Source organism: Vibrio aquimaris (assembly GCF_009363415.1).
Lineage (GTDB): Bacteria > Pseudomonadota > Gammaproteobacteria > Enterobacterales > Vibrionaceae > Vibrio > Vibrio aquimaris.
In genome coordinates this window covers 801,031-819,479 of the sequence record NZ_CP045351.1, presented here as the reverse complement: position 1 = coordinate 819,479, position 18,449 = coordinate 801,031, and the positions used below count along the sequence as shown (strand labels likewise).

Here is an 18,449-nt window from a genome sequence, read left to right as displayed (position 1 = left end):
GTTGCGCGGTCAAAGGAGATGTTTTGTGATCAGGTATGCATATAAATTAATTTGTTAAAATTTTGTCCCTTGGCGGCATTAAACAAAGATTATGGTTAAACACGTTGTGCGATGTGATCTTTATCACCGCCAGTTACTGTGGGCCTAGTGTATTTGGGAGTTAGATCACTGAGGTTAAGCGTAGTAAGACTCTACGCCCTACCTCCTCCTCCTAAAAGGCTTTGGAGTTAGGAGGATGTTGCCGTTATTGCGTCATTGCACGATATCGCTGAAATGGATTAACCCCGATAGATGAGAATTCTCCAATGAAACCTACTCAACAGAAAAGTTTTGATACGGCAGCATTTAAGCAAAGCGTTAAGAAACATTTAACGTCAACTTATGCTACGACAGAAGAAAGGGCCAGTAGCCGTTCTTGGTATTTAGCTATGGGAAGTGCGCTGGCTGAACTGACAACGTTTGATATGCTTCAAACTGAGCAAGATAGCAAGATTAACAACGCGAAAAGTGTTAATTATTTATCTCTTGAGTTTCTAATTGGTCGTTTGACGGGTAATAACTTAATTAGCCTTGGACTGTATGAGCAGGTGAGTCAGGCAATGACAGATCTGGGACAAAGCTTGACCGATCTTCTGGAAGAAGAGCGAGATCCATCATTGGGAAATGGAGGATTGGGCCGGTTGGCAGCTTGCTTTATGGATTCTTTGGCAGCGCAAGAATTTCCAACTGTTGGGTATGGCCTCCATTATGAATATGGCTTATTTAAGCAATCTTTTGTTGATGGACATCAACAGGAATCGCCTGATGCTTGGCGATGTGTTGAAGGTTACCCGTGGGAGATTGCTCGTCCTGAGCTTGCTCAAGAAATTGGTTTTTACGGTCACGTTGAGGTTTATCAAGAAGAGGGCAAAGAAAAGCGGCGCTGGATACCTGGTATGTCTGTAAAAGCTATGCCTTGGGACTTGCCAATTGTCGGTTACCAATCGGATACCGTTTATCCTTTGCGCTTGTGGGAATGTCGAGCAATTGCGCCTTTCTCACTGGCGAGCTTTAACAATGGTGATTATTTTGAAGCTCAGCATGCCCTGATTGATGCTGGGAATATTACCAAAGTCTTATATCCAAATGATAATCACGAGAAGGGAAAGACCTTACGCTTAATGCAGCAGTACTTCCACTCTGCGGCATCTGTGAGAGATATTTTACGTCGTCATGAAGAGGCAGGGCATACGCTAGCTTCTTTGCCCAAGTACGAAACCATTCAATTAAACGATACACACCCAACCATTGCTATTCCAGAATTGATGCGTATTCTCATTGACGAGAAAGGTCTAGGCTGGGATGAGGCTTGGGCCATAAGCTCTGAGACATTTGCTTATACTAACCACACCTTGCTGCCAGAAGCTTTGGAAACTTGGAGTGAGTCATTAATTGAGCGATTGCTTCCACGCCATATGGAAATTATTTACCACATTAACCATCTATTTTTGCAAGAGGTACGCCGAAAATGGCCCGGTGATGTAGCGAAGCAACAAAAGCTATCCATCATTGAAGAAGGCTTTCATCGTATGGTGAGAATGGCTAACTTAAGTGTTATTGGTTCTTATGCCGTAAATGGAGTAGCGGCCCTTCATTCCCAGTTGGTTAAGCGCGATTTGTTTCCTGAATTTGATGACTTGTACCCATCTAAGCTACAGAATGTGACTAATGGTATTACTCCACGTCGCTGGTTGAAGTTTTGTAACCCAGACTTGTCTGAACTTATCTCAAGTAGAATTGGCAATGAATGGCCAGCACACTTAGAGCAGCTTGAGCAAATCGCTCAGTATGCCGATGATGCTGAGTTCCAGCAGCAATTTATGGCGGTTAAGAAGCGCAATAAGCAGCGTCTTGCTGATTGGGTTAAAGAGCACCTGGATGTGGAACTCGACACCAAGGCTATTTTTGATGTGCAGATAAAGCGTTTACATGAGTACAAGCGTCAGCATTTAAACATGCTGCATATTTTGTCGCTATATCATAGATTACTCAATGATCCTGAGTTTGATATGGTCCCTCGTGTTGTCTTCTTTGCGGCCAAAGCGGCGCCTGGATATCATCTGGCCAAGGACATCATATTCGCTATTAATAAGATTGCCGCGAAGATAAATCATGATCCGAGAATTGGTAACAAGCTAAAGGTTGTATTTATTCCTGACTATCGAGTGAGTATTGCTGAGATCATCATCCCAGCAGCTGACGTATCGGAACAAATATCAACAGCAGGTAAGGAAGCGTCCGGCACTGGCAATATGAAGATGGCACTTAACGGTGCATTGACGATTGGCACTATGGATGGCGCGAACGTCGAGATTCGTGAAGAAGTAGGCGATGACAACATCTATATTTTTGGTCTCGATGTGAATGAAGTCGTCTCATTGAGAAGCAACGGATACAACCCATTCGATTATTACCATGCTGATCCCTTACTCAAAGCATCGTTGGATCTTCTTCTAGGAGACGAGTTTACATCAGGTGAACCGGACAGATTGCGCGCGACTTACGACAGTTTACTTGATGGCGGTGACCCCTACTTGTGTCTTGCTGATTTTGCGTCTTATGTGCAGGCGCATCAGGACATGGATAGGCAGTATAGAGACCAAAGCAGTTGGGCGAAAAAAGCGATACTCAATACGGCATTAGTCGGTAAGTTCAGCTCAGATCGCTCAATTCGAGATTACGTTAATAATATCTGGAAATTGGAAGCTATTGAGCGCTAGTAATACTCATCAAGCCAAGTCATTTATGGGCTTGGCTTTTACTTATCAACACTCAATACATGGAAGGTAGAGAGTTTTTCGGAGTTAGCGATGACACAAAAAAACGCATTAGAACAAGTCGCTGAAATGGCTAATATTGCCACTAGCTACGTCAGTGCATGGGGTCAAGAAACACAAGTTGAAGATCAGACTATTCGCGATTTATTGGCCTCTTTAGGTTACGACATAACCTCAGAGGAAAAGTTAATTCATTCGGCGGATAAAAAGCACAAACAAGAGGTTTTAAACCCAGTACTAGTTGTTCGTGATGGCGATCCTGTATATGTAAGCATGAATTTGGGAAGGAGTGCTCGTGAAAGTGAGTTTAGCTGGCGCCTTGAAACCGAGCAAGGCGCTGTATTAGAGGGGTATCTACAATCACAGATTGTGCGTGATGAGCGAAGTTCAGGAGGCCCTCTGGTCTTTGCATTACCCAGTGACCTAGAATGGGGCTATCACAAACTCACTATGACTCGTAAACGCCGTAAATCACCTTATACCATGACCTTGATTATTGCGCCTAGATCTTGTTACAAGCAAGAAGCTCTCAACAGCGGCAAAAAAATGTGGGGGCCAAGCGTACAGCTTTATACGCTTCGCTCTCAGCATAACTGGGGTATAGGTGACTTTGGGGACTTAAAACAGTTGGTATCTGATATTGGTTCAAGGGGAGGAGATTTTGTCGGTTTGAACCCTATTCATGCTCTGTTTCCTGCCAATCCAGAAGCCGCGAGTCCGTACAGTCCGTCTTCACGCCGCTGGCTAAACATCATGTATATAGACGTCAGCTCGGTGGCTGAGTTTTCGCTCTGTGTTGAGGCTCAGCAAAAAGTGGGTAGCGCAGACTTTCAACAGCGCTTGCACAAAGTACGAGATGCGCATTGGGTAAACTACACAGAAGTTGCGAATCTAAAGCTGAGTGTGCTTCCTTTACTTTACCGAGAGTTTAAAAAACGCCATCTAAATAAATGCACCAATAGAGCGGAGGCCTTTTTAGCATTTGCAGAGCAGGGTGGGGAAAGTTTGTTACACCAAGCTGCTTTTGATGCATTACATGCTGCTCTGCAAAGTGAAAATCAAACAATTTGGGGCTGGCCAGCCTTTTCGCAAGATCTTCAACATTTTGATAGCAAGGCAGTTGAAAATTTTATTGCTGACAATATCGACCAAGTACATATGTATATGTATCTACAGTGGGTTGCAGATATCCAAATTCAAGAGGCTCAGGCATTAGCCGAAGAAAAAGGGATGTCTATTGGTTTGTATCGAGATTTGGCTGTCGGGGTTGCAAATTCTGGAGCTGAAACTTGGGCTGACAATGGCAACTTGGTTATGGATGTCAGTATCGGCGCTCCGCCAGATGTATTAGGGCCTTTGGGACAAAACTGGGGATTGCCTCCCCTTAACCCACAGACTCTGCAAGCTACTGGCTATGATGCTTACATTAAGCTTTTACAAGCTAACATGAAGCATTGCGGCGCATTACGTATTGACCATGTGCTTGGCTTGCTGCGTTTGTGGTGGATCCCAACTGGAAAAAATGCCACTCAAGGCGCCTATATGTATTATCCCGTTGAGGATATGTTATCTATTCTTGCGCTTGAATCGCACCGTCATCAATGCAGTGTTATTGGTGAGGACTTAGGAACCGTTCCGAAAGGGATTGATAAACTCTTAAGTGAAGCTGGTGTTCATTCTTACAAAGTCTTTTTCTTTGAAACATCAGAGGAAGATGGTGGCTATATTTCACCCAAACACTATACGCAGCAGTCAATGGCTACACTATGTACCCATGATATGCCAACCCTACGGGGCTTCTGGCATTGCGATGATCTCAAAATGGGCCAAGAGCTGGGTTTATACCCCGATAAGAATCAGTTGGAGCGCTTATTTACCAACCGATTAAAAAGCAAGCAAGGAATTCTTGACTCTGTAGCATGGCATGGTTATTTACCTGAAGGGGTGGGCCGTGACGCTCAATATGTTCCTATGGACTCTTATCTCGCAGAAGGTCTTCAGCAACATGTCGCGGCGGGGTCTTCAGCACTGTTTAGTGTGCAACTTGAAGACTGGTTAGAAATGGATAAGCCAGTCAATATTCCAGGGACCACTGATGAGTACCCTAACTGGCGGCGCAAGCTCTCTATGAATCTTGATGAAATATTTGCCAAAGAAGGGGTGAATCGTATAGCCAGTAAGCTAACTAAAGAGCGCAGTAAAGCAGGTTAGTCTATCTAGGATCAAGTTTTATATAACAAGCTATTGGTGATAAAAGAGCCCGCATTTTAGAGCGGGCTTACGTGCATCTAATAAGGCATAGAGCCCGTTAAGTGCGTATTCATATAGGATGCTCTTGGCCAGAATAACTTGAGTTAATTGCCGACTAATTTAGGCTAGGGAGAGAATCGTTTGAAAACGATAATACAAGACAAAAATAACGCAATGCATGATCAGCTATCGAGTGCATCTTGCGCCGATCCATTTTCATTTTTGGGACCCTATCAAGCATCAAAACGTTGTGCGCTAAGAGTTTGGATGCCAGGTGCAGATAAAGTTGAATTAATTATTGAGGGCGAAAAACGTTTGGCCCTAGAACGAGAAGTGGACTCAGGGTTTGTGCTGCGTGAGAGCTGCGATTTAAGTCAAACTCATTATAAACTTGCTGTGACTTGGCAAGATGATGAATACATCTTTGATGACCCCTACCAATATCATGAGATATACGCTGACTATGAGGACTTACATACACCCAAACGTATGTATCATCACATGGGGGCTCAATTTGTTACTCTACAACGTGCTGGTAGGCGTATCCAAGGTGTACGGTTTCTTGTTTATGCACCTCATGCATCAGCGTGCAGTTTAGTCGGAGAGTTTAATCAATGGGATGGTCGCCGCACCCCAATGCAAAGGTTAGACTATGGTATGTGGGGCATTTTTATTCCTGGCTTACAAGAAAACGAAAAATACAAATTTGAACTTAAAGGTCCAGATGGTAGAGGTTTACCGCACAAAGCTGACCCTTGGGGGGCTTATGCGGAGCAATACCCATCCTTTGCCTCATTAACATACGATCACAGCCGATATAATTGGCAAGATTCACAGTGGCAGAGCCGCCCCGTTACTGCAAAAACCAAACAAGCTCTGTCTTTTTATGAGCTTCACTTGGGATCTTGGCGTCGAAAAGAAAACGGTGACTTTCTTACCTATCGTGAACTCGCCGAGCAGCTTATTCCTTACGTAAAAGATATGGGTTACAGCCATATAGAGTTAATGCCCGTATCTGAGCATCCATTTTATGGTTCTTGGGGCTATCAACCTGTGGGCTTGTTTGCGCCCACCAGCAGATTTGGTTCGCCAGATGACTTTAAGCATTTTGTCGATCAATGTCATTTAGCGGGAATTGGTGTTGTGATTGATTGGGTTCCCGCGCATTTTCCCTCCGATGACCATGGGTTGGCAAACTTTGATGGCACTCCTCTGTTTCATGATCCTGATCCTCGTCGTGGTTGGCACCAAGACTGGAATTCTTACATTTATGATTTAGGTCGTGAACATGTACGCCGTTTTCTTGTTGCTAACGCTTTGTATTGGTTTGAACAATTTCATATTGATGGAATTAGAGTTGATGCTGTAGCGTCAATGTTGTATTTGGATTACTCCCGCAGCCACGATGAGTGGATTCCCAACGTCGATGGAGGAAATGAAAACTACGACGCTATTGCAACGTTAAAGTGGATGAATGAAGAGGTTTATCTTCATTTTCCCAATGCAATGACGATCGCTGAAGAGTCAACGGCTTTCCCTGGAGTATCGACCCCAACGTTTCTTGGTGGGCTGGGTTTTGGGTTTAAGTGGAATATGGGGTGGATGCATGATTCGCTAACCTATATCAAAGAGGATCCTGTCCATCGTAAATACCATCATGACACTATTACTTTTCCTATGGTGTATGCACACAGTGAGAACTATGTACTGTCTTTATCTCATGATGAAGTTGTATATGGTAAAGGGGCAATTCATAGCAAAATGCCGGGAGATGAATGGCAGCAGACAGCAAATCTGAGAGCTTATTTAGGTTATATGTACGCGCAGCCGGGTAAAAAGCTTAATTTTATGGGCACAGAAATTGGCCAGACAGCGGAGTGGAACCATGAAGATCAATTGCAGTGGTTTTTACTTAAGTTTGAGCGTCATCAGGGTGTGCAATCTTTAGTCCGCGACTTAAATCAACTATACTCCTCTCAGCCCGCTCTGTATGAGCTTGATTGCGAACCTCGTGGTTTTGAATGGCGTTTACAAGATGCAGCACAAGCTTCTATTTTGGCGCATGAAAGGTTGAACTCTCATGAGCGTATTTTAGTGGTCACCAACTTTACGCCAGTGCCGCATGAAAACTTTCGACTTGGTGTCCCATTAGCTGGTGAATATCAATTGTTACTCAGTACAGACGATACTCGTTATGCAGGGAGTGGCTATTCAGTTCCTGACTCTATATTGACAGAGCCAGTTGAAAGCGAAGGCCATTCTCAGTCATTAAGAATGAAAATTCCGCCACTGGCGAGTGTGTTTTATAAGCTACAGTAGATTACTTTATCTAAGAAAAGTAAACGCCCACTAACTTTTGAGTTAGTGGGCGTTTTATATTGTGGTTAATTAAGCTTTAGTTTGTCACTTGGGTGTGTTTGGGAGTTTCTGCTGAATGCTTTCGACTCCAGCGATCGACGACCATAGAACCGATTAAATCACCCTGTACGTTAACGGCAGTTCTAAAGGTATCAAGCGGTCTTTCAATGATAAGAAGAATCGCGATTGCCTCAAGAGGAATCCCTGCGGCCAATAGGACTAACTGCATGCCAGACATCGACCCTGAGGGCATTCCCGGTGCCCCAACTGATGAAACCATCGCCATTAGGAAAATCATCACAATAGCGCCTGTTGAAAGATCAATACCAAAGAGCTGTGCTAGGAAAACGGCAGCAACACCTTCAAATAGGGCGGTGCCATCCATGTTCATTACTGCTCCCATAGGCAAGACTAGGCTGCTTGTGGAGTCAGATACTCCAAGCTTTTCTTTTGCGGTTTGTAAGCTAAGAGGCAGAGTTGCTGAACTTGAAGAGGTAGCGAGAGCCATGGACATAGGCGCTGAAATCGCTTTGAACAGCGGAATTGGCGATGTGCCTGTGGCCAGTTTTGCAATCACAGGCAGCACGATCAAACTGTGAATCATGGTCAGTCCAAAGACGAGCAAGCCAAACTCGAATAATTGGCTAAACAAGGTACTGTTAGACTCAATTGTTAGCTCGAAAACGATAGCAAAGACCGCAAATGGCGCTAAGCGAATAATACCTCTAACTAGGGTAGAAATGCTCTGATTGACACCTTTGACAACCTCAAAAACAGGATGAGAATTATCTAAAGTTGCCAGCAGTGCTATCGCAATAAGAATAGAAAAGGTGACGATGGCAAGTAGATTACCACCTGACAAGGCGGCAATTGGGTTCATGAGTGCCATAGAAAACAGCTTGTTTAAAATGCTTACCCCTTGAGCGGATGAATCATCAATTAGGGTTAAACTATCCGCGGCAGGAGGCGCAGAAGTCAGGGGAGTCCATTCAGGCATCATAAGCGCAGCGCCTAGGCCTATGCATATTGCAATGGTTGTCGTGATTAAGTAGTAGACAACAGCAACGGAGCCAACTTGTTTCAGTCTGACAAGGCTTCCGATATTGCTAATACCTTCGATTAAACTGAACATCACCATGATGCCGACAATGGCTTTTAGAAGACCCAAATAAACTAGCTTGATGAGGGATAGAGGTTCACTTAGTGCTAGCAAAGTTTGTTTTTCAAAGGGTAGTAACTGAGTTGTAGCCCAAGCAACGAATGCAGCAATAACAATTTGGGTAGTTAATGATTGTTTTAAAAAGGCTCCCATGCCTTGTTCCTTGTATCTATTTGAAAGAACGCCTTATGAAGAGACGAAGTCGAATAAGAGACGAAGGGTAAAATAAAATCCCTAGATTGGATAGTAGACTTTGGTTACATAACCAAAGATAAAGTTATAAGAAGTCGATAGATATTGTTTTGAAAAGACTCTTTAAGAGAACTATTTTTCATCTCGGCATTTTTCCCTATGGTTCACCATGATTTTTCTCAATTTCCCACCTTTATCCCTAATGCTAATGTCATATAGTAGGCTTAAAAGAAGAGGTGGCTTTTCCCATGTAACCTAGGGTTTTTAAGCACTTATCATTGTGTTCAAACTTATAGATTTTAACAAAAACAACATTATTAACGATGAAAAATAAAGTCGTTTCTATTAATTGTGAATTGTTGTTAATTGGTTGATTGGTTGCCGATCAACAATGTTTTTATAAAATTTAATTATGCCTATCGATCATGTTTTGTTAGTTTTATGGGTGTTATTTTGTGGTGTGAAATAACTCATTATTATATGTGATTGTATGGACATAAAACATAGATAGGTTATATATGAAATTCAATAAATTGAGTGTATTAGTCGGGGTCGCTTTGCTTCCATCATGGAACGTACTAGCGGATACAATAGAGCAAACATTAACTTTCTCTCCTGATAATTGTGCGCCAGGCTGGTATTGCCAGTATAAGGCCAGCCCTAGTGATCAAGGCGGTTTAGATACAAGTCAACTCAGCAGTTATGCAATGGAATTTAAGTCTATTCCACAAGTACCAGGCGTTAACGTCGGTGAATCTATATGGAGTAATGGGGCTTTCGTTGTATCTGGTGGGAATGCAGCTGGCCAAGAAATGCAGCAATGGCCAGAGTTTTCTGCCGATGTGGTTTTTGATGGAACGCCGAGCGGTGGAAGTGGCGGCGGAACTGAGGGTGGCACAGATGCCTTGCCCACTGAAAATGCCATTATCCATCACGTTACTTTCCCTTATGATGATGCACAGACAACCATTGATGTTTTTAACTTAAATACACCGTATGCAACTGATGTGGTTATTTCTAACTTGATTGCCGGTACTTTGTATTCTTACCTTGTTGAGAAAAAATACCCTGAAGTTAATTTCAATAAGGAGTACTTAGTCGGTTCAATTTTGTCACAATTATTACAAGAAGCGGGTCTATCGGATTCTAGAATCAATCCTGATTATTCTGCGGAGGCCAAAAAACAACCTATTCATGAGCCAAACTATGCGAGTTCACTATTGGCCGTAGGTCAAGGCGGTCCATACCAAATTAATGACTACAATAAGCGTCTACCAGATACGACAACCGCAGGCTCTTTAGGGCTAATAAACTATGACGCACTATATCAAGGTTTGGGTTATACCATTGATGATCAGGACAGTGGTGTGCAAGGTGAGAGAGTTGGCCCTGATTCCCTAGAAGATATTTATTTTGGCCCAATCGCTGCGACGTATTTCCAATTTAACGATATTAACCGCTTAGAAGTTTTGGCTGGTCAAAGCTGGTACCAGAACCAAGAAGCATGGAACACTTGTTTTAATACAGCACTTAAGGATGAGAGATTTACTAGCGATCCTAATGCCCTTCGTTTGACCGATTTCTTAATAAATGTCATTTACAATGCTGGCAGCTATAGTGTTGCATTTGGTGATTACCTTGATGTTTGTGTCGATGCTTATGGAGACGGAACAACTTTCGACTTTACTTCAGAGTTACCATATTTAAACAGCTATGATTTAGGCCCAGAAGAGTATAAACAAAAGATATCTGCTTCAGGAGAAGAGTGGTGGTACCGTTATCCTCGTCAAGTATCCTTCTATGCAGATCAGTTGTTTGGAGAGGACTTAGTTGCATCTGGCCTCAATATGACAAACAACCAGCAGTTCACAGTGGCTGATCTCGAGCCTGTGTTTGTCAAAGTATTTGCTCAACTATCCTATAAAACCCAGCAAGATCAGTTGCCAACTCTAATTGATGAAGCTACAGCACAGCAAGCATTTGCTCAAGCGGTAGAAACTGCTGGAGTCACTCTTGAGACTAGATACTCTTTGTCCGATGAATCTCAGCGCAGTGCTTTATTTGATTTCCTCTATCAAGCATTTGGACAGCTAGAGTCTCGTACAGCAGATCTCGGTGCGGTTAGTGGAGAGATCACAGGTGACGGTAATGGCGGTGACAATGGTAATGGTGGAATCACGCCTCCTCCTGTTGATGGCGCAGAGTGGAATGCATCAACAGAATACAGTGTTGAATGTACCACGGTTACATACCAAGGTCAGGAATATCAGAATCAATGGTGGACGCAAGGAGATACACCGGATCCTGCTGAAGGTGATACGTATAATAAAGTGTGGCGTTTCCCCGGCGCTGCCAGCAACATGTGTCCGTAAATGATACTTTTGCATCGCTTCTAAGCGAATCAAGATCGATGATAAACGCCATGAATTCCTATTCATGGCGTTTTTTTTTCAACTAAATTGTATTTAGGTGAAATTTTATTGGGTGTATTTCTATCTAGTTAACTAAGACGCTCATTGAAGACTTTGCTTTAGTCGGTATGTAGTGTGGTGGTTTTGGCAGGAAAGTCGAGGTTGAAATGGAGCTAGCAAATCAGATACAGGCTTGGTTATACGCTGGAAGCTCGTCTGTTTTCGCACTATTTATTGGCATCATTCTACTTTCTTATTTACTTGAAGATTTAGCTATCATTACAGCGGCTACCCTTGCAGTGCAAGAGGTAATGCCAATGGGCACCGCACTGTTTGCTATTTTTGTCGGTATCGCGACTGGCGATCTGGGTTTGTATTTTATGGGTAAAAGCGCTCAGCGAATTCGGTGGTTGCGTTATCGGATGTTTCAGTATCAGCGAGTTCGACTGATCAACAGGAAATTGCATCAGAATGCATTTGCAACCTTATTTATTGTTCGGTTTATTCCAGGACTACGTACCGTCGGCTTCACCCTAAGTGGTTTTATCGATATTCCTATTTTGCGCTTTTTAGTTGCGGTTATCAGTGCAACCTCACTTTGGACAATTCTGATTTTTGGCTCATTTTATCAGCTGGGGAATGTGGCTTGGCTCAAAGATAGTCACATTATCTGGGCACTGATACCAGTGGGGCTATGCTTAATGTGGATGCTAAACAAAATTATTACAACGACCTTATTAAGAGGCATGTATGACAACGTTCGATAATATTCAAATAATTCCACAAGGCAAAGTTAATGGTGGTATGCCAATACTTCCTGCCCCTAAACGGACTATTTCGCCCTTTGAGTTTCTGCCAGCCTGGTTTGTCTACGCACCTGTTGTGGCACAAAGTGCCATCTTAAGTCTTTATCACAGAGACTGGGCGCTGCCTCTGATTGTCAATCCAGCCATCAAACTGAGTGGTATGGTTGGAGAGTCGAAACATGACATTTTTGGTGCCGCTGGGGAGCTAACACGCCAATGGATTTTGCCCTTTATTACGATAGAGAAAACACAAGCTGATGCTGCGAAACAATTTATTACTATCAAAGATAAAATGCAGCAGCATGCATTGTGCTATCCACTGGTCGCTAAGCCCGATCTTGGTTGTCGAGGGGTAGGAGTGAAGTTAGTCAAAAATGACCAACAGCTGCGAGACTACATTGATCTTTTCCCCCAACAAGGGCGCTTTTTACTCCAAGAAAAATCTGGCTATCGGGCGGAAGCGGGGATTTTCTACGTACGTCAGCCTGAAGAAAAGCGCGGAAAAGTTATTTCGATTACTTTGAAATATTCTCCTTCTGTTTTGGGAGACGGTCAATCGACGCTCAAACGGTTGATTGAAAGCTGTCCAAGAGCAGGACAATTAAAGCATTTGTACCTCCCGCGTCATAAGGAACATCTGGGGCTTGTTATACCAAAAGGAGACGAATTTCAGTTGGCATTTGCTGGTAGTCACTCAAGAGGATGCATTTTCCGTAATGGCAATCAATTTATTACGCCAGAGCTTGAGCAGAAATTAGATCAGATATTGGGAGAGTTCACCGGTTTTAACTATGGTCGATTGGATGTGAAATTTAGAGATATTCATAAGCTAATGTCTGGAGAAGATTTCGATATCTTAGAAATTAATGGGGCCAGCAGTGAAGCTGCCCACATCTGGGATAGCGACACCTCCCTATCACACATTTTTGGCACTTTGCTTCAGCAGTATCGTTTGTTGTACCAAATTGGTTCGAAGCACAAAAAACAAGGTCATAAGACCCCTACCCTAGGCGCATTATTGCAGGCCTGGCGTGAGGAAAAACTGCTAACTCAACTCTACCCAATGACTGATTAATCGCACTGCTTGTAGGACATATTATGAAAAATATACCGACTGGCTCAGAAGAATTGAGTCAATCTATGCCTTCTCAAACCGTTATTGGGTGCCTTGAAACTCTCAATCAGGGGCTGGAGTTCTTAGAGAGACTTTCTCCAGAAGACTACACGTTTGTCGCTGCCCCACATATGACCAGCTCTATTGGAGAGCATTATCGCCATTGGCTCGATCTCTTCCATGCGATCCGTTTGGACTGCGATAAGATTGATTACAACGTCAGGCGACGTGGTCATCACGTTGAAAGAGAAATCAATACAGCTAAGCAGGAAATCAAACAGCTAATTGAATGGTTATTTGAGTTGCCTGCCAATCGCCTAGAACAGATCGTTATTGTCGAGACTGAAGTACTGTTATCTCAAACTTGTGCGCAAGAAGTTCAATCTTCTCTGGCCCGTGAATTGACCTTTGCTGCGCTCCATGCGACTCATCATTTTGCGATGATTAAAGTCATGGCCTCTTTAAAAGGCATCGCATCCGAGACTGATTTTGGGCTTGCCCCAGCGACAGTAACCTATCAGAGGGCACAGTAGATTATGTGTACACTATCTTGGATCTATCACAACCGTGATCATTATGAAGTGTATTTTAATCGCGATGAACAGCGGACTCGTCTTGCTGCAATTGAACCTCAGGATTTAATTCTTGATGATACTCATTGTTTGATGCCTATTGATTCTGTTGGCGGTGGAAGCTGGATATCCACCAATCAATATGGAGTGACTATTTGTTTACTCAATTACTATCAAGGGCAATCACCGCAGGGGATCCTTACAAGTAGAGGCTTGGTCGTCAAAGCTCTGGCAGGCAGTGACTCCAGTTTAGCGGTTAATGTACGACTATCAGAGATTGACTTATCTTCTTGTGCTCCTTTTACATTAGTTTCGTTTGATCTCAGCGGATCTAAGCAAGCGAATGGATGGACATGGGACGGTAAAGAGTTGCAACAATCTGTTGTGAATACTCCAGTGATATCTGCGTCTAAGCATTTCCGGGCTGCTCGTCGTTACAGAATCGAGTTATATGAAAGATTACGCCAGTCCAATGATAAACAACATCTCGGGGTTCTTTTTCACCTTAATCGCGATAAAGATTGCCCTCATCTCTCTCCTTTGATGTCGCGAGATGATGCCAGAACGGTCAGTTTTACTTCAGTATCGGTTTGTGCTGGCAAACAGGAAATGCACTACCAATCGATTGATGATACCGGCTGTATAGATTTTGAAATAATAAAGAAATGTTTAATGACTAATATGACAGAGCAAGGAGTTTTTAAATGAAGAAGTTATTGGCCCTTTTAGTGTTATTGATCAGTTGGCCTTCTTGGTCTGCGGACCAAATATCCACCGGTATCTTTAGTAATAAAGCGGTAAGTGGATACGACAGCGTAGCCTATTTTACTGAAGGAAAACCGGTTGAAGGAGACAGTAAATGGCAAGTCGAATATCAAGGTGCTGATTGGTACTTTTCTTCTCAGGAGAATTTAGACAAATTCAAAGCAGATCCTGAAGCTTACGCACCACAATATGGTGGTTACTGCGCTTGGGCGGTTTCGGCTAAGAATGATTTTGCTTCTTCAGACCCTGAGCAATGGGCGATTGTTGATGGCAAACTGTATCTTAATTACAACGAAGATGTAAAAAAACTTTGGGATAATGACCGCGCTGGTCATATTAAAAAAGCTGATGTTAACTGGCCAAATCTGATCAAATAAAAAGGATTTTGATGATGAAAATTTCTCCGGTAAAACATATTCCTTCTGCCTTTATCGCGTTTGTATTTATTCAATCGCTGTTCTTTAAATTTTCAGGCTCTTATGAGACTGACCATATCTTTGGTACCTTAGGTGAATGGTCAGGTATTGAGTGGTTTGGCGTTTATGGGGGATATCTAATTGGTTTTGCTGAATTGATTGCTTCAGTGCTGCTTTTTACCCGATTTCATGGTGTGGGAGGCGCAATGAGTGCAGGAATTATGACCGGAGCAATTTTCTTCCATCTCTTTACCCCTCTAGGAGTGGTAATGCCTGAATTTAATGCTACGGGTGAGATTGTCGGAGACGATGGTGGTTTGCTGTTCGGTATGGCCTGTATTGTATGGGCATGTGGTGTTTTCTTGTTTATCCGAGATGTTAAGACGGAAGGTTCATTCACTCGAAGTCTTCTAGTTAAAGGAGAGTAGTATGCAGAAAAGTCCTTTTCGATTGCCTCGTAAAACGCCTTTTGGCATTGGAGAAAGCGTGCTGGAGTGGGCGACTGGTTTGTCGACTTTAGATGCTTTGTATATGCAAGATGAGCTGCCTGAAGATAGTTTTGATTTCATGCATGAAGCACTCAATCGTATTGGAACGCAATATCGAATGGATTACGGCAGCTTGGACAGCATCCCTGAAGAGGGGCCATTGCTGATTGTTGCTAATCATCCATTTGGGGGCATTGAAGGGATTATTCTTGCGTCACTGATTTCAAAAGTACGTAAAGACGTTAAAGTATTGGCCAACGAGCTTCTAAAGCGAATTCCAGAATTGGATGACCTATTTATTGGCGTGGATGTGTTTGGTGGTAAGCAAGCACGGCTTACAAATAGCAAAGCGATTAAATCTGCGAATAAGCATTTGCAGAAAGGTGGAGTGCTCATTCTATTCCCCGCCGGTGAAGTGTCAGCTTGGCAGGCTCATGATAATAAGGTGACAGATAAAGCTTGGAGCAAATCGGTGGCCAAGTTTGTTAAGCATGCTCAAGCCACCACAGTTCCTATTTTTATTAACGGGAGAAACAGTAAGCTCTTTTATCAAGCGGGACGGATTCATCCACTATTGAGAACGGCTTTGCTAGGACGTGAGCTGCTAAATAAAGCAGGTCAAACCATTTCTGTGTCAGTGGGTAATCCTATTCCATTTTCAGAAATAAAGGGATTTGAAAAAGAGAGTGATATTACCCAATATCTGCGTCTCAATACCTACTTAATGGGTAGTATGGGCGGTAAATCAAACGCTACTGAATCGGTGTTGGATAGTGGCTTACCCATAGTAAACCCAGTGGAAACCGATGACTTACAAACAGAACTGAGTCAGATTGAGGAATACAAGCTTTTAGAGCAAGGTGACTTTGACGTTTATTGCGCTCCGACACCTTCTATTCCACATATGATGAAAGAGATAGGACGAGTGAGAGAGCTGAGTTTTCGTGAAGTAGGCGAGGGTAGTGGCTTAGCGTGTGATATCGACAATTACGATCCTAATTATCACCAACTGTTTGTTTGGCATAGAAAAAACAAGGATTTGGTGGGGGCTTATCGACTTGGGCTCGTTGATGAGTTAATGGCAAATGGTGGATTAGAACAGCTCTACTCAACGAGCTTATTTAACTATGATCTCGCTTTTTTACAAACATTGGGTCAATCGATTGAAGTTGGTCGCTCTGTTGTGGCGAAGCAATATCAGCGCAATATACATTCTCTACTGTTATTGTGGAAAGGCATTGCTAAGTTTGTTCAGCGTCACCCTAAATATACCCATTTGTTCGGCCCTGTGAGTATTAGTAATGATTATAGTCCGGTGGCTCGTCAGCTTATTGCTTCTGTGATGTCAGTGCATTATTACGATGAAGAAAAAGCTAAGTTAGTTTCTCCCACCACACCGCTTAGAGAAAGCGGGCAAGAATTCTGGCGTCCAGATATGTTGACTTCGCTAGCAGATTTACCTTTACTCTCTAAAGTAATAGAGCGCTTGGATCAAGGCATGGGAGTCCCCGTATTACTGAGACAATATCTTGGTTTACACGGTAAGTTAGTGTGCTTCAATGTTGATCCAGCCTTTAACTATGCCTTAGATGGCTTGATTGTAGTAGATCTCACTGCTGTACCAACCAACACATTAGGAAAATATATGGGGAGAGAAGAGGCAAAAGCCTATCACGCTCAGCATTTCGATACTGAATAGTGAGCAATTGCCATCTTTTAACTATATCAACTGTTTGAGCACTTTGATAACCCCATCTTCATGGTTACTGGGTGCTCTGAACTTGGCGGTCTTTTTGATGGTTTCGTGCGCATTATCCATCGCATAAGAGTAATAGCTTTCTTCCAGCATTTCTAAATCATTTAAATAGTCACCGAAACTCATCGTTTGTTGATGATTGAAACCTAACGTTTTTTGAAGGTGCTTGATGGCTGCACCTTTTGAAGCATCAATATTCATCACATCAAGCCATATCTTGGCGCTAACGACCACCTGATGAGAGTGGCCAAATTGTGTGTTCATTTTCGGAAAAACGTGTTCCTGCGTTCCGTTGAAATGACATATCGCGACTTTAATAAACTCATCTTCGACACTCAGTAGGTCATCAACGGTTTGACAGCGGTGATAATAATGAGAAATTTCCTCAAGTGCTTGGGGATCTTGAGTTTCAATATAGGCTGAGCGCTTACCACATAACACAATGTGCGCGTCTGCGATCTCTCGTGCCTGCGATATAATCGCTTTAATGGATTCGCTAGCAATGGTGCAGCAGTATAGTTCCTTATCTTGATACATTACCAGAGTGCCATTTTCTGCGATAAATATCATGCGATCTTTAATCGGTTCAAATGTATCTCTTAAGCTGTAGTATTGACGGCCAGAAGCAGCGGCAAATCTAATGTTTCTCTGCTCAAGTTGCTCAAAAACAGCAAAAAATTCTGGGTTAAGCTGACCGTTTTCGTCCAAGAGAGTCCCATCCATGTCGGAGGCAATAAATTTAATATCCGTGAGCGACATACAGTGTTTACCTAAAGTTTAAAAATCACCAAGCCTAAAGGGGAATCGGCTAAAGATAGGAAATAAACTACAGCAACCAGAGATAATCGCAAGTCTGTTAATAAAAGTGGGGTGTTTTTAGAGTTATTTAAATACGAAAGCGGATAAAATGCATTTCTAGATCAACATGGTGAAACATGATTATTTACAGCCACTCTAAGCCTTCATAAGGTGCAAGCTGTAAACTGATTAAGCGTGTATTTAGATTTCCACAATGGATCTCCAACTTATGATCATCGGGGTCTAGCAGGTAAACTGACTGTCCTTCGCTGTGATTGGTTTTCCATTGCCTGACATTGTGTTGTTCAAGTTTGTGGCAAAGTGTTGAAAAATTCTCGTCCTCGACGCTAAATGCGATGTGGCTATAATCTTGGCTTGGGCTGGGAGTATCACAAGACAAGCATAACCATAAGTCGCCAGCGCAAAGGTATGCACCCTTTGCCCACTTTACCCTACCTTGTAAACCAAGGACTTCAATATAAAACGCGAGAGATGTTTCTAAGTTGCTCACTGCGAGTGTGATATGATTAAGGCCTGAAATCATAGCC

14 protein-coding genes are annotated in these 18,449 nt (G+C 42.9%); 11 read left to right on the top strand and 3 right to left on the bottom strand.

From position 1 onward, the window contains the following. Positions 1-305 precede the first annotated feature (305 nt). From FIV01_RS18050 to glgB, 3 genes are all read left to right on the top strand, one after another. A complete protein-coding gene (locus tag FIV01_RS18050; protein WP_152432349.1) occupies positions 306-2,759 on the top strand; it encodes a glycogen/starch/alpha-glucan phosphorylase in 2,454 nt (817 codons plus the stop codon). A 90-nt stretch (positions 2,760-2,849) separates the two neighbouring features. Further along, positions 2,850-5,027, top strand: coding sequence for a 4-alpha-glucanotransferase (gene malQ / locus FIV01_RS18045; protein ID WP_152432348.1), 2,178 nt, complete (start codon positions 2,850-2,852; stop codon positions 5,025-5,027). Positions 5,028-5,240: 213 nt separating this feature from the next. Then, a complete protein-coding gene (glgB, locus tag FIV01_RS18040; RefSeq protein ID WP_152432779.1) occupies positions 5,241-7,385 on the top strand; it encodes a 1,4-alpha-glucan branching protein GlgB in 2,145 nt (714 codons plus the stop codon). Between the two features lie 76 nt (positions 7,386-7,461). On the opposite strand, the gene FIV01_RS18035 is transcribed toward glgB, so the two are convergent. Then, entirely contained in the window at positions 7,462-8,736 is a 1,275-nt protein-coding gene (locus FIV01_RS18035) for a dicarboxylate/amino acid:cation symporter (protein WP_152432347.1), read from the bottom strand. 557 nt (positions 8,737-9,293) lie between these two features. Here FIV01_RS18035 and FIV01_RS20635 point away from each other — a divergent pair. The 8 genes from FIV01_RS20635 to FIV01_RS17995 all read left to right on the top strand — a co-directional run bounded on the left by FIV01_RS20635 (position 9,294) and on the right by FIV01_RS17995 (position 17,046). Further along, a complete protein-coding gene (locus FIV01_RS20635) occupies positions 9,294-11,147 on the top strand; it encodes a carbohydrate-binding protein (protein WP_172971872.1) in 1,854 nt (617 codons plus the stop codon). Positions 11,148-11,353: 206 nt separating this feature from the next. Further along, positions 11,354-11,953, top strand: coding sequence for a DedA family protein (locus FIV01_RS18025; RefSeq protein WP_152432346.1), 600 nt, complete (start codon positions 11,354-11,356; stop codon positions 11,951-11,953). Further along, the gene (locus FIV01_RS18020) at positions 11,937-13,067 is read left to right on the top strand and encodes an ATP-grasp domain-containing protein (RefSeq protein WP_152432345.1); all 1,131 of its coding nucleotides are present in this window, start codon (positions 11,937-11,939) and stop codon (positions 13,065-13,067) included. The genes FIV01_RS18025 and FIV01_RS18020 overlap by 17 nt, the downstream gene beginning before the upstream one ends. Before the next feature lie 23 nt (positions 13,068-13,090). Beyond that, the gene (locus tag FIV01_RS18015) at positions 13,091-13,639 is read left to right on the top strand and encodes a DinB family protein (RefSeq protein WP_152432344.1); all 549 of its coding nucleotides are present in this window, start codon (positions 13,091-13,093) and stop codon (positions 13,637-13,639) included. Positions 13,640-13,642: 3 nt separating this feature from the next. Continuing rightward, a complete protein-coding gene (locus FIV01_RS18010; RefSeq protein ID WP_152432343.1) occupies positions 13,643-14,386 on the top strand; it encodes an NRDE family protein in 744 nt (247 codons plus the stop codon). Beyond that, positions 14,383-14,820: a YHS domain-containing (seleno)protein gene (locus FIV01_RS18005; RefSeq protein WP_152432342.1), complete on the top strand. Its 438-nt coding sequence runs from the start codon at positions 14,383-14,385 to the stop codon at positions 14,818-14,820. The genes FIV01_RS18010 and FIV01_RS18005 overlap by 4 nt, the downstream gene beginning before the upstream one ends. Positions 14,821-14,834: 14 nt before the next feature. Beyond that, on the top strand, positions 14,835-15,287 hold the full coding sequence (locus tag FIV01_RS18000) for a hypothetical protein (protein WP_152432777.1): 453 nt from the start codon (positions 14,835-14,837) through the stop codon (positions 15,285-15,287). A 1-nt stretch (position 15,288) separates the two neighbouring features. Then, entirely contained in the window at positions 15,289-17,046 is a 1,758-nt protein-coding gene (locus FIV01_RS17995) for a bifunctional lysophospholipid acyltransferase family protein/GNAT family N-acetyltransferase (protein ID WP_152432341.1), read from the top strand. A gap of 21 nt (positions 17,047-17,067) precedes the next feature. Here FIV01_RS17995 and FIV01_RS17990 read toward each other — a convergent pair whose 3' ends face one another. Together FIV01_RS17990 and fos are read right to left on the bottom strand one after the other, a co-directional pair. Further along, positions 17,068-17,862: a Cof-type HAD-IIB family hydrolase gene (locus FIV01_RS17990; protein ID WP_152432340.1), complete on the bottom strand. Its 795-nt coding sequence runs from the start codon at positions 17,860-17,862 to the stop codon at positions 17,068-17,070. A gap of 184 nt (positions 17,863-18,046) precedes the next feature. After that, complete coding sequence (gene fos / locus FIV01_RS17985; protein ID WP_152432339.1) at positions 18,047-18,445, bottom strand: fosfomycin resistance glutathione transferase; 399 nt, start codon at positions 18,443-18,445, stop codon at positions 18,047-18,049. Positions 18,446-18,449 lie beyond the last annotated feature (4 nt).

Coding starts and splice junctions, on each gene's coding strand:
- FIV01_RS18010 (WP_152432343.1), top strand. CDS start 13,643: ATGTGTACACTATCTTGGATCTATCACAACCGTGATCATTATGAAGTG.
- FIV01_RS18025 (WP_152432346.1), top strand. CDS start 11,354: ATGGAGCTAGCAAATCAGATACAGGCTTGGTTATACGCTGGAAGCTCG.
- FIV01_RS18050 (WP_152432349.1), top strand. CDS start 306: ATGAAACCTACTCAACAGAAAAGTTTTGATACGGCAGCATTTAAGCAA.
- FIV01_RS18005 (WP_152432342.1), top strand. CDS start 14,383: ATGAAGAAGTTATTGGCCCTTTTAGTGTTATTGATCAGTTGGCCTTCT.
- FIV01_RS18000 (WP_152432777.1), top strand. CDS start 14,835: ATGAAAATTTCTCCGGTAAAACATATTCCTTCTGCCTTTATCGCGTTT.
- FIV01_RS18035 (WP_152432347.1), bottom strand. CDS start 8,736: ATGGGAGCCTTTTTAAAACAATCATTAACTACCCAAATTGTTATTGCT.
- FIV01_RS17995 (WP_152432341.1), top strand. CDS start 15,289: ATGCAGAAAAGTCCTTTTCGATTGCCTCGTAAAACGCCTTTTGGCATT.
- FIV01_RS17990 (WP_152432340.1), bottom strand. CDS start 17,862: ATGTCGCTCACGGATATTAAATTTATTGCCTCCGACATGGATGGGACT.
- FIV01_RS18015 (WP_152432344.1), top strand. CDS start 13,091: ATGAAAAATATACCGACTGGCTCAGAAGAATTGAGTCAATCTATGCCT.
- fos (WP_152432339.1), bottom strand. CDS start 18,445: ATGATTTCAGGCCTTAATCATATCACACTCGCAGTGAGCAACTTAGAA.
- FIV01_RS20635 (WP_172971872.1), top strand. CDS start 9,294: ATGAAATTCAATAAATTGAGTGTATTAGTCGGGGTCGCTTTGCTTCCA.
- glgB (WP_152432779.1), top strand. CDS start 5,241: ATGCATGATCAGCTATCGAGTGCATCTTGCGCCGATCCATTTTCATTT.
- malQ (WP_152432348.1), top strand. CDS start 2,850: ATGACACAAAAAAACGCATTAGAACAAGTCGCTGAAATGGCTAATATT.
- FIV01_RS18020 (WP_152432345.1), top strand. CDS start 11,937: ATGACAACGTTCGATAATATTCAAATAATTCCACAAGGCAAAGTTAAT.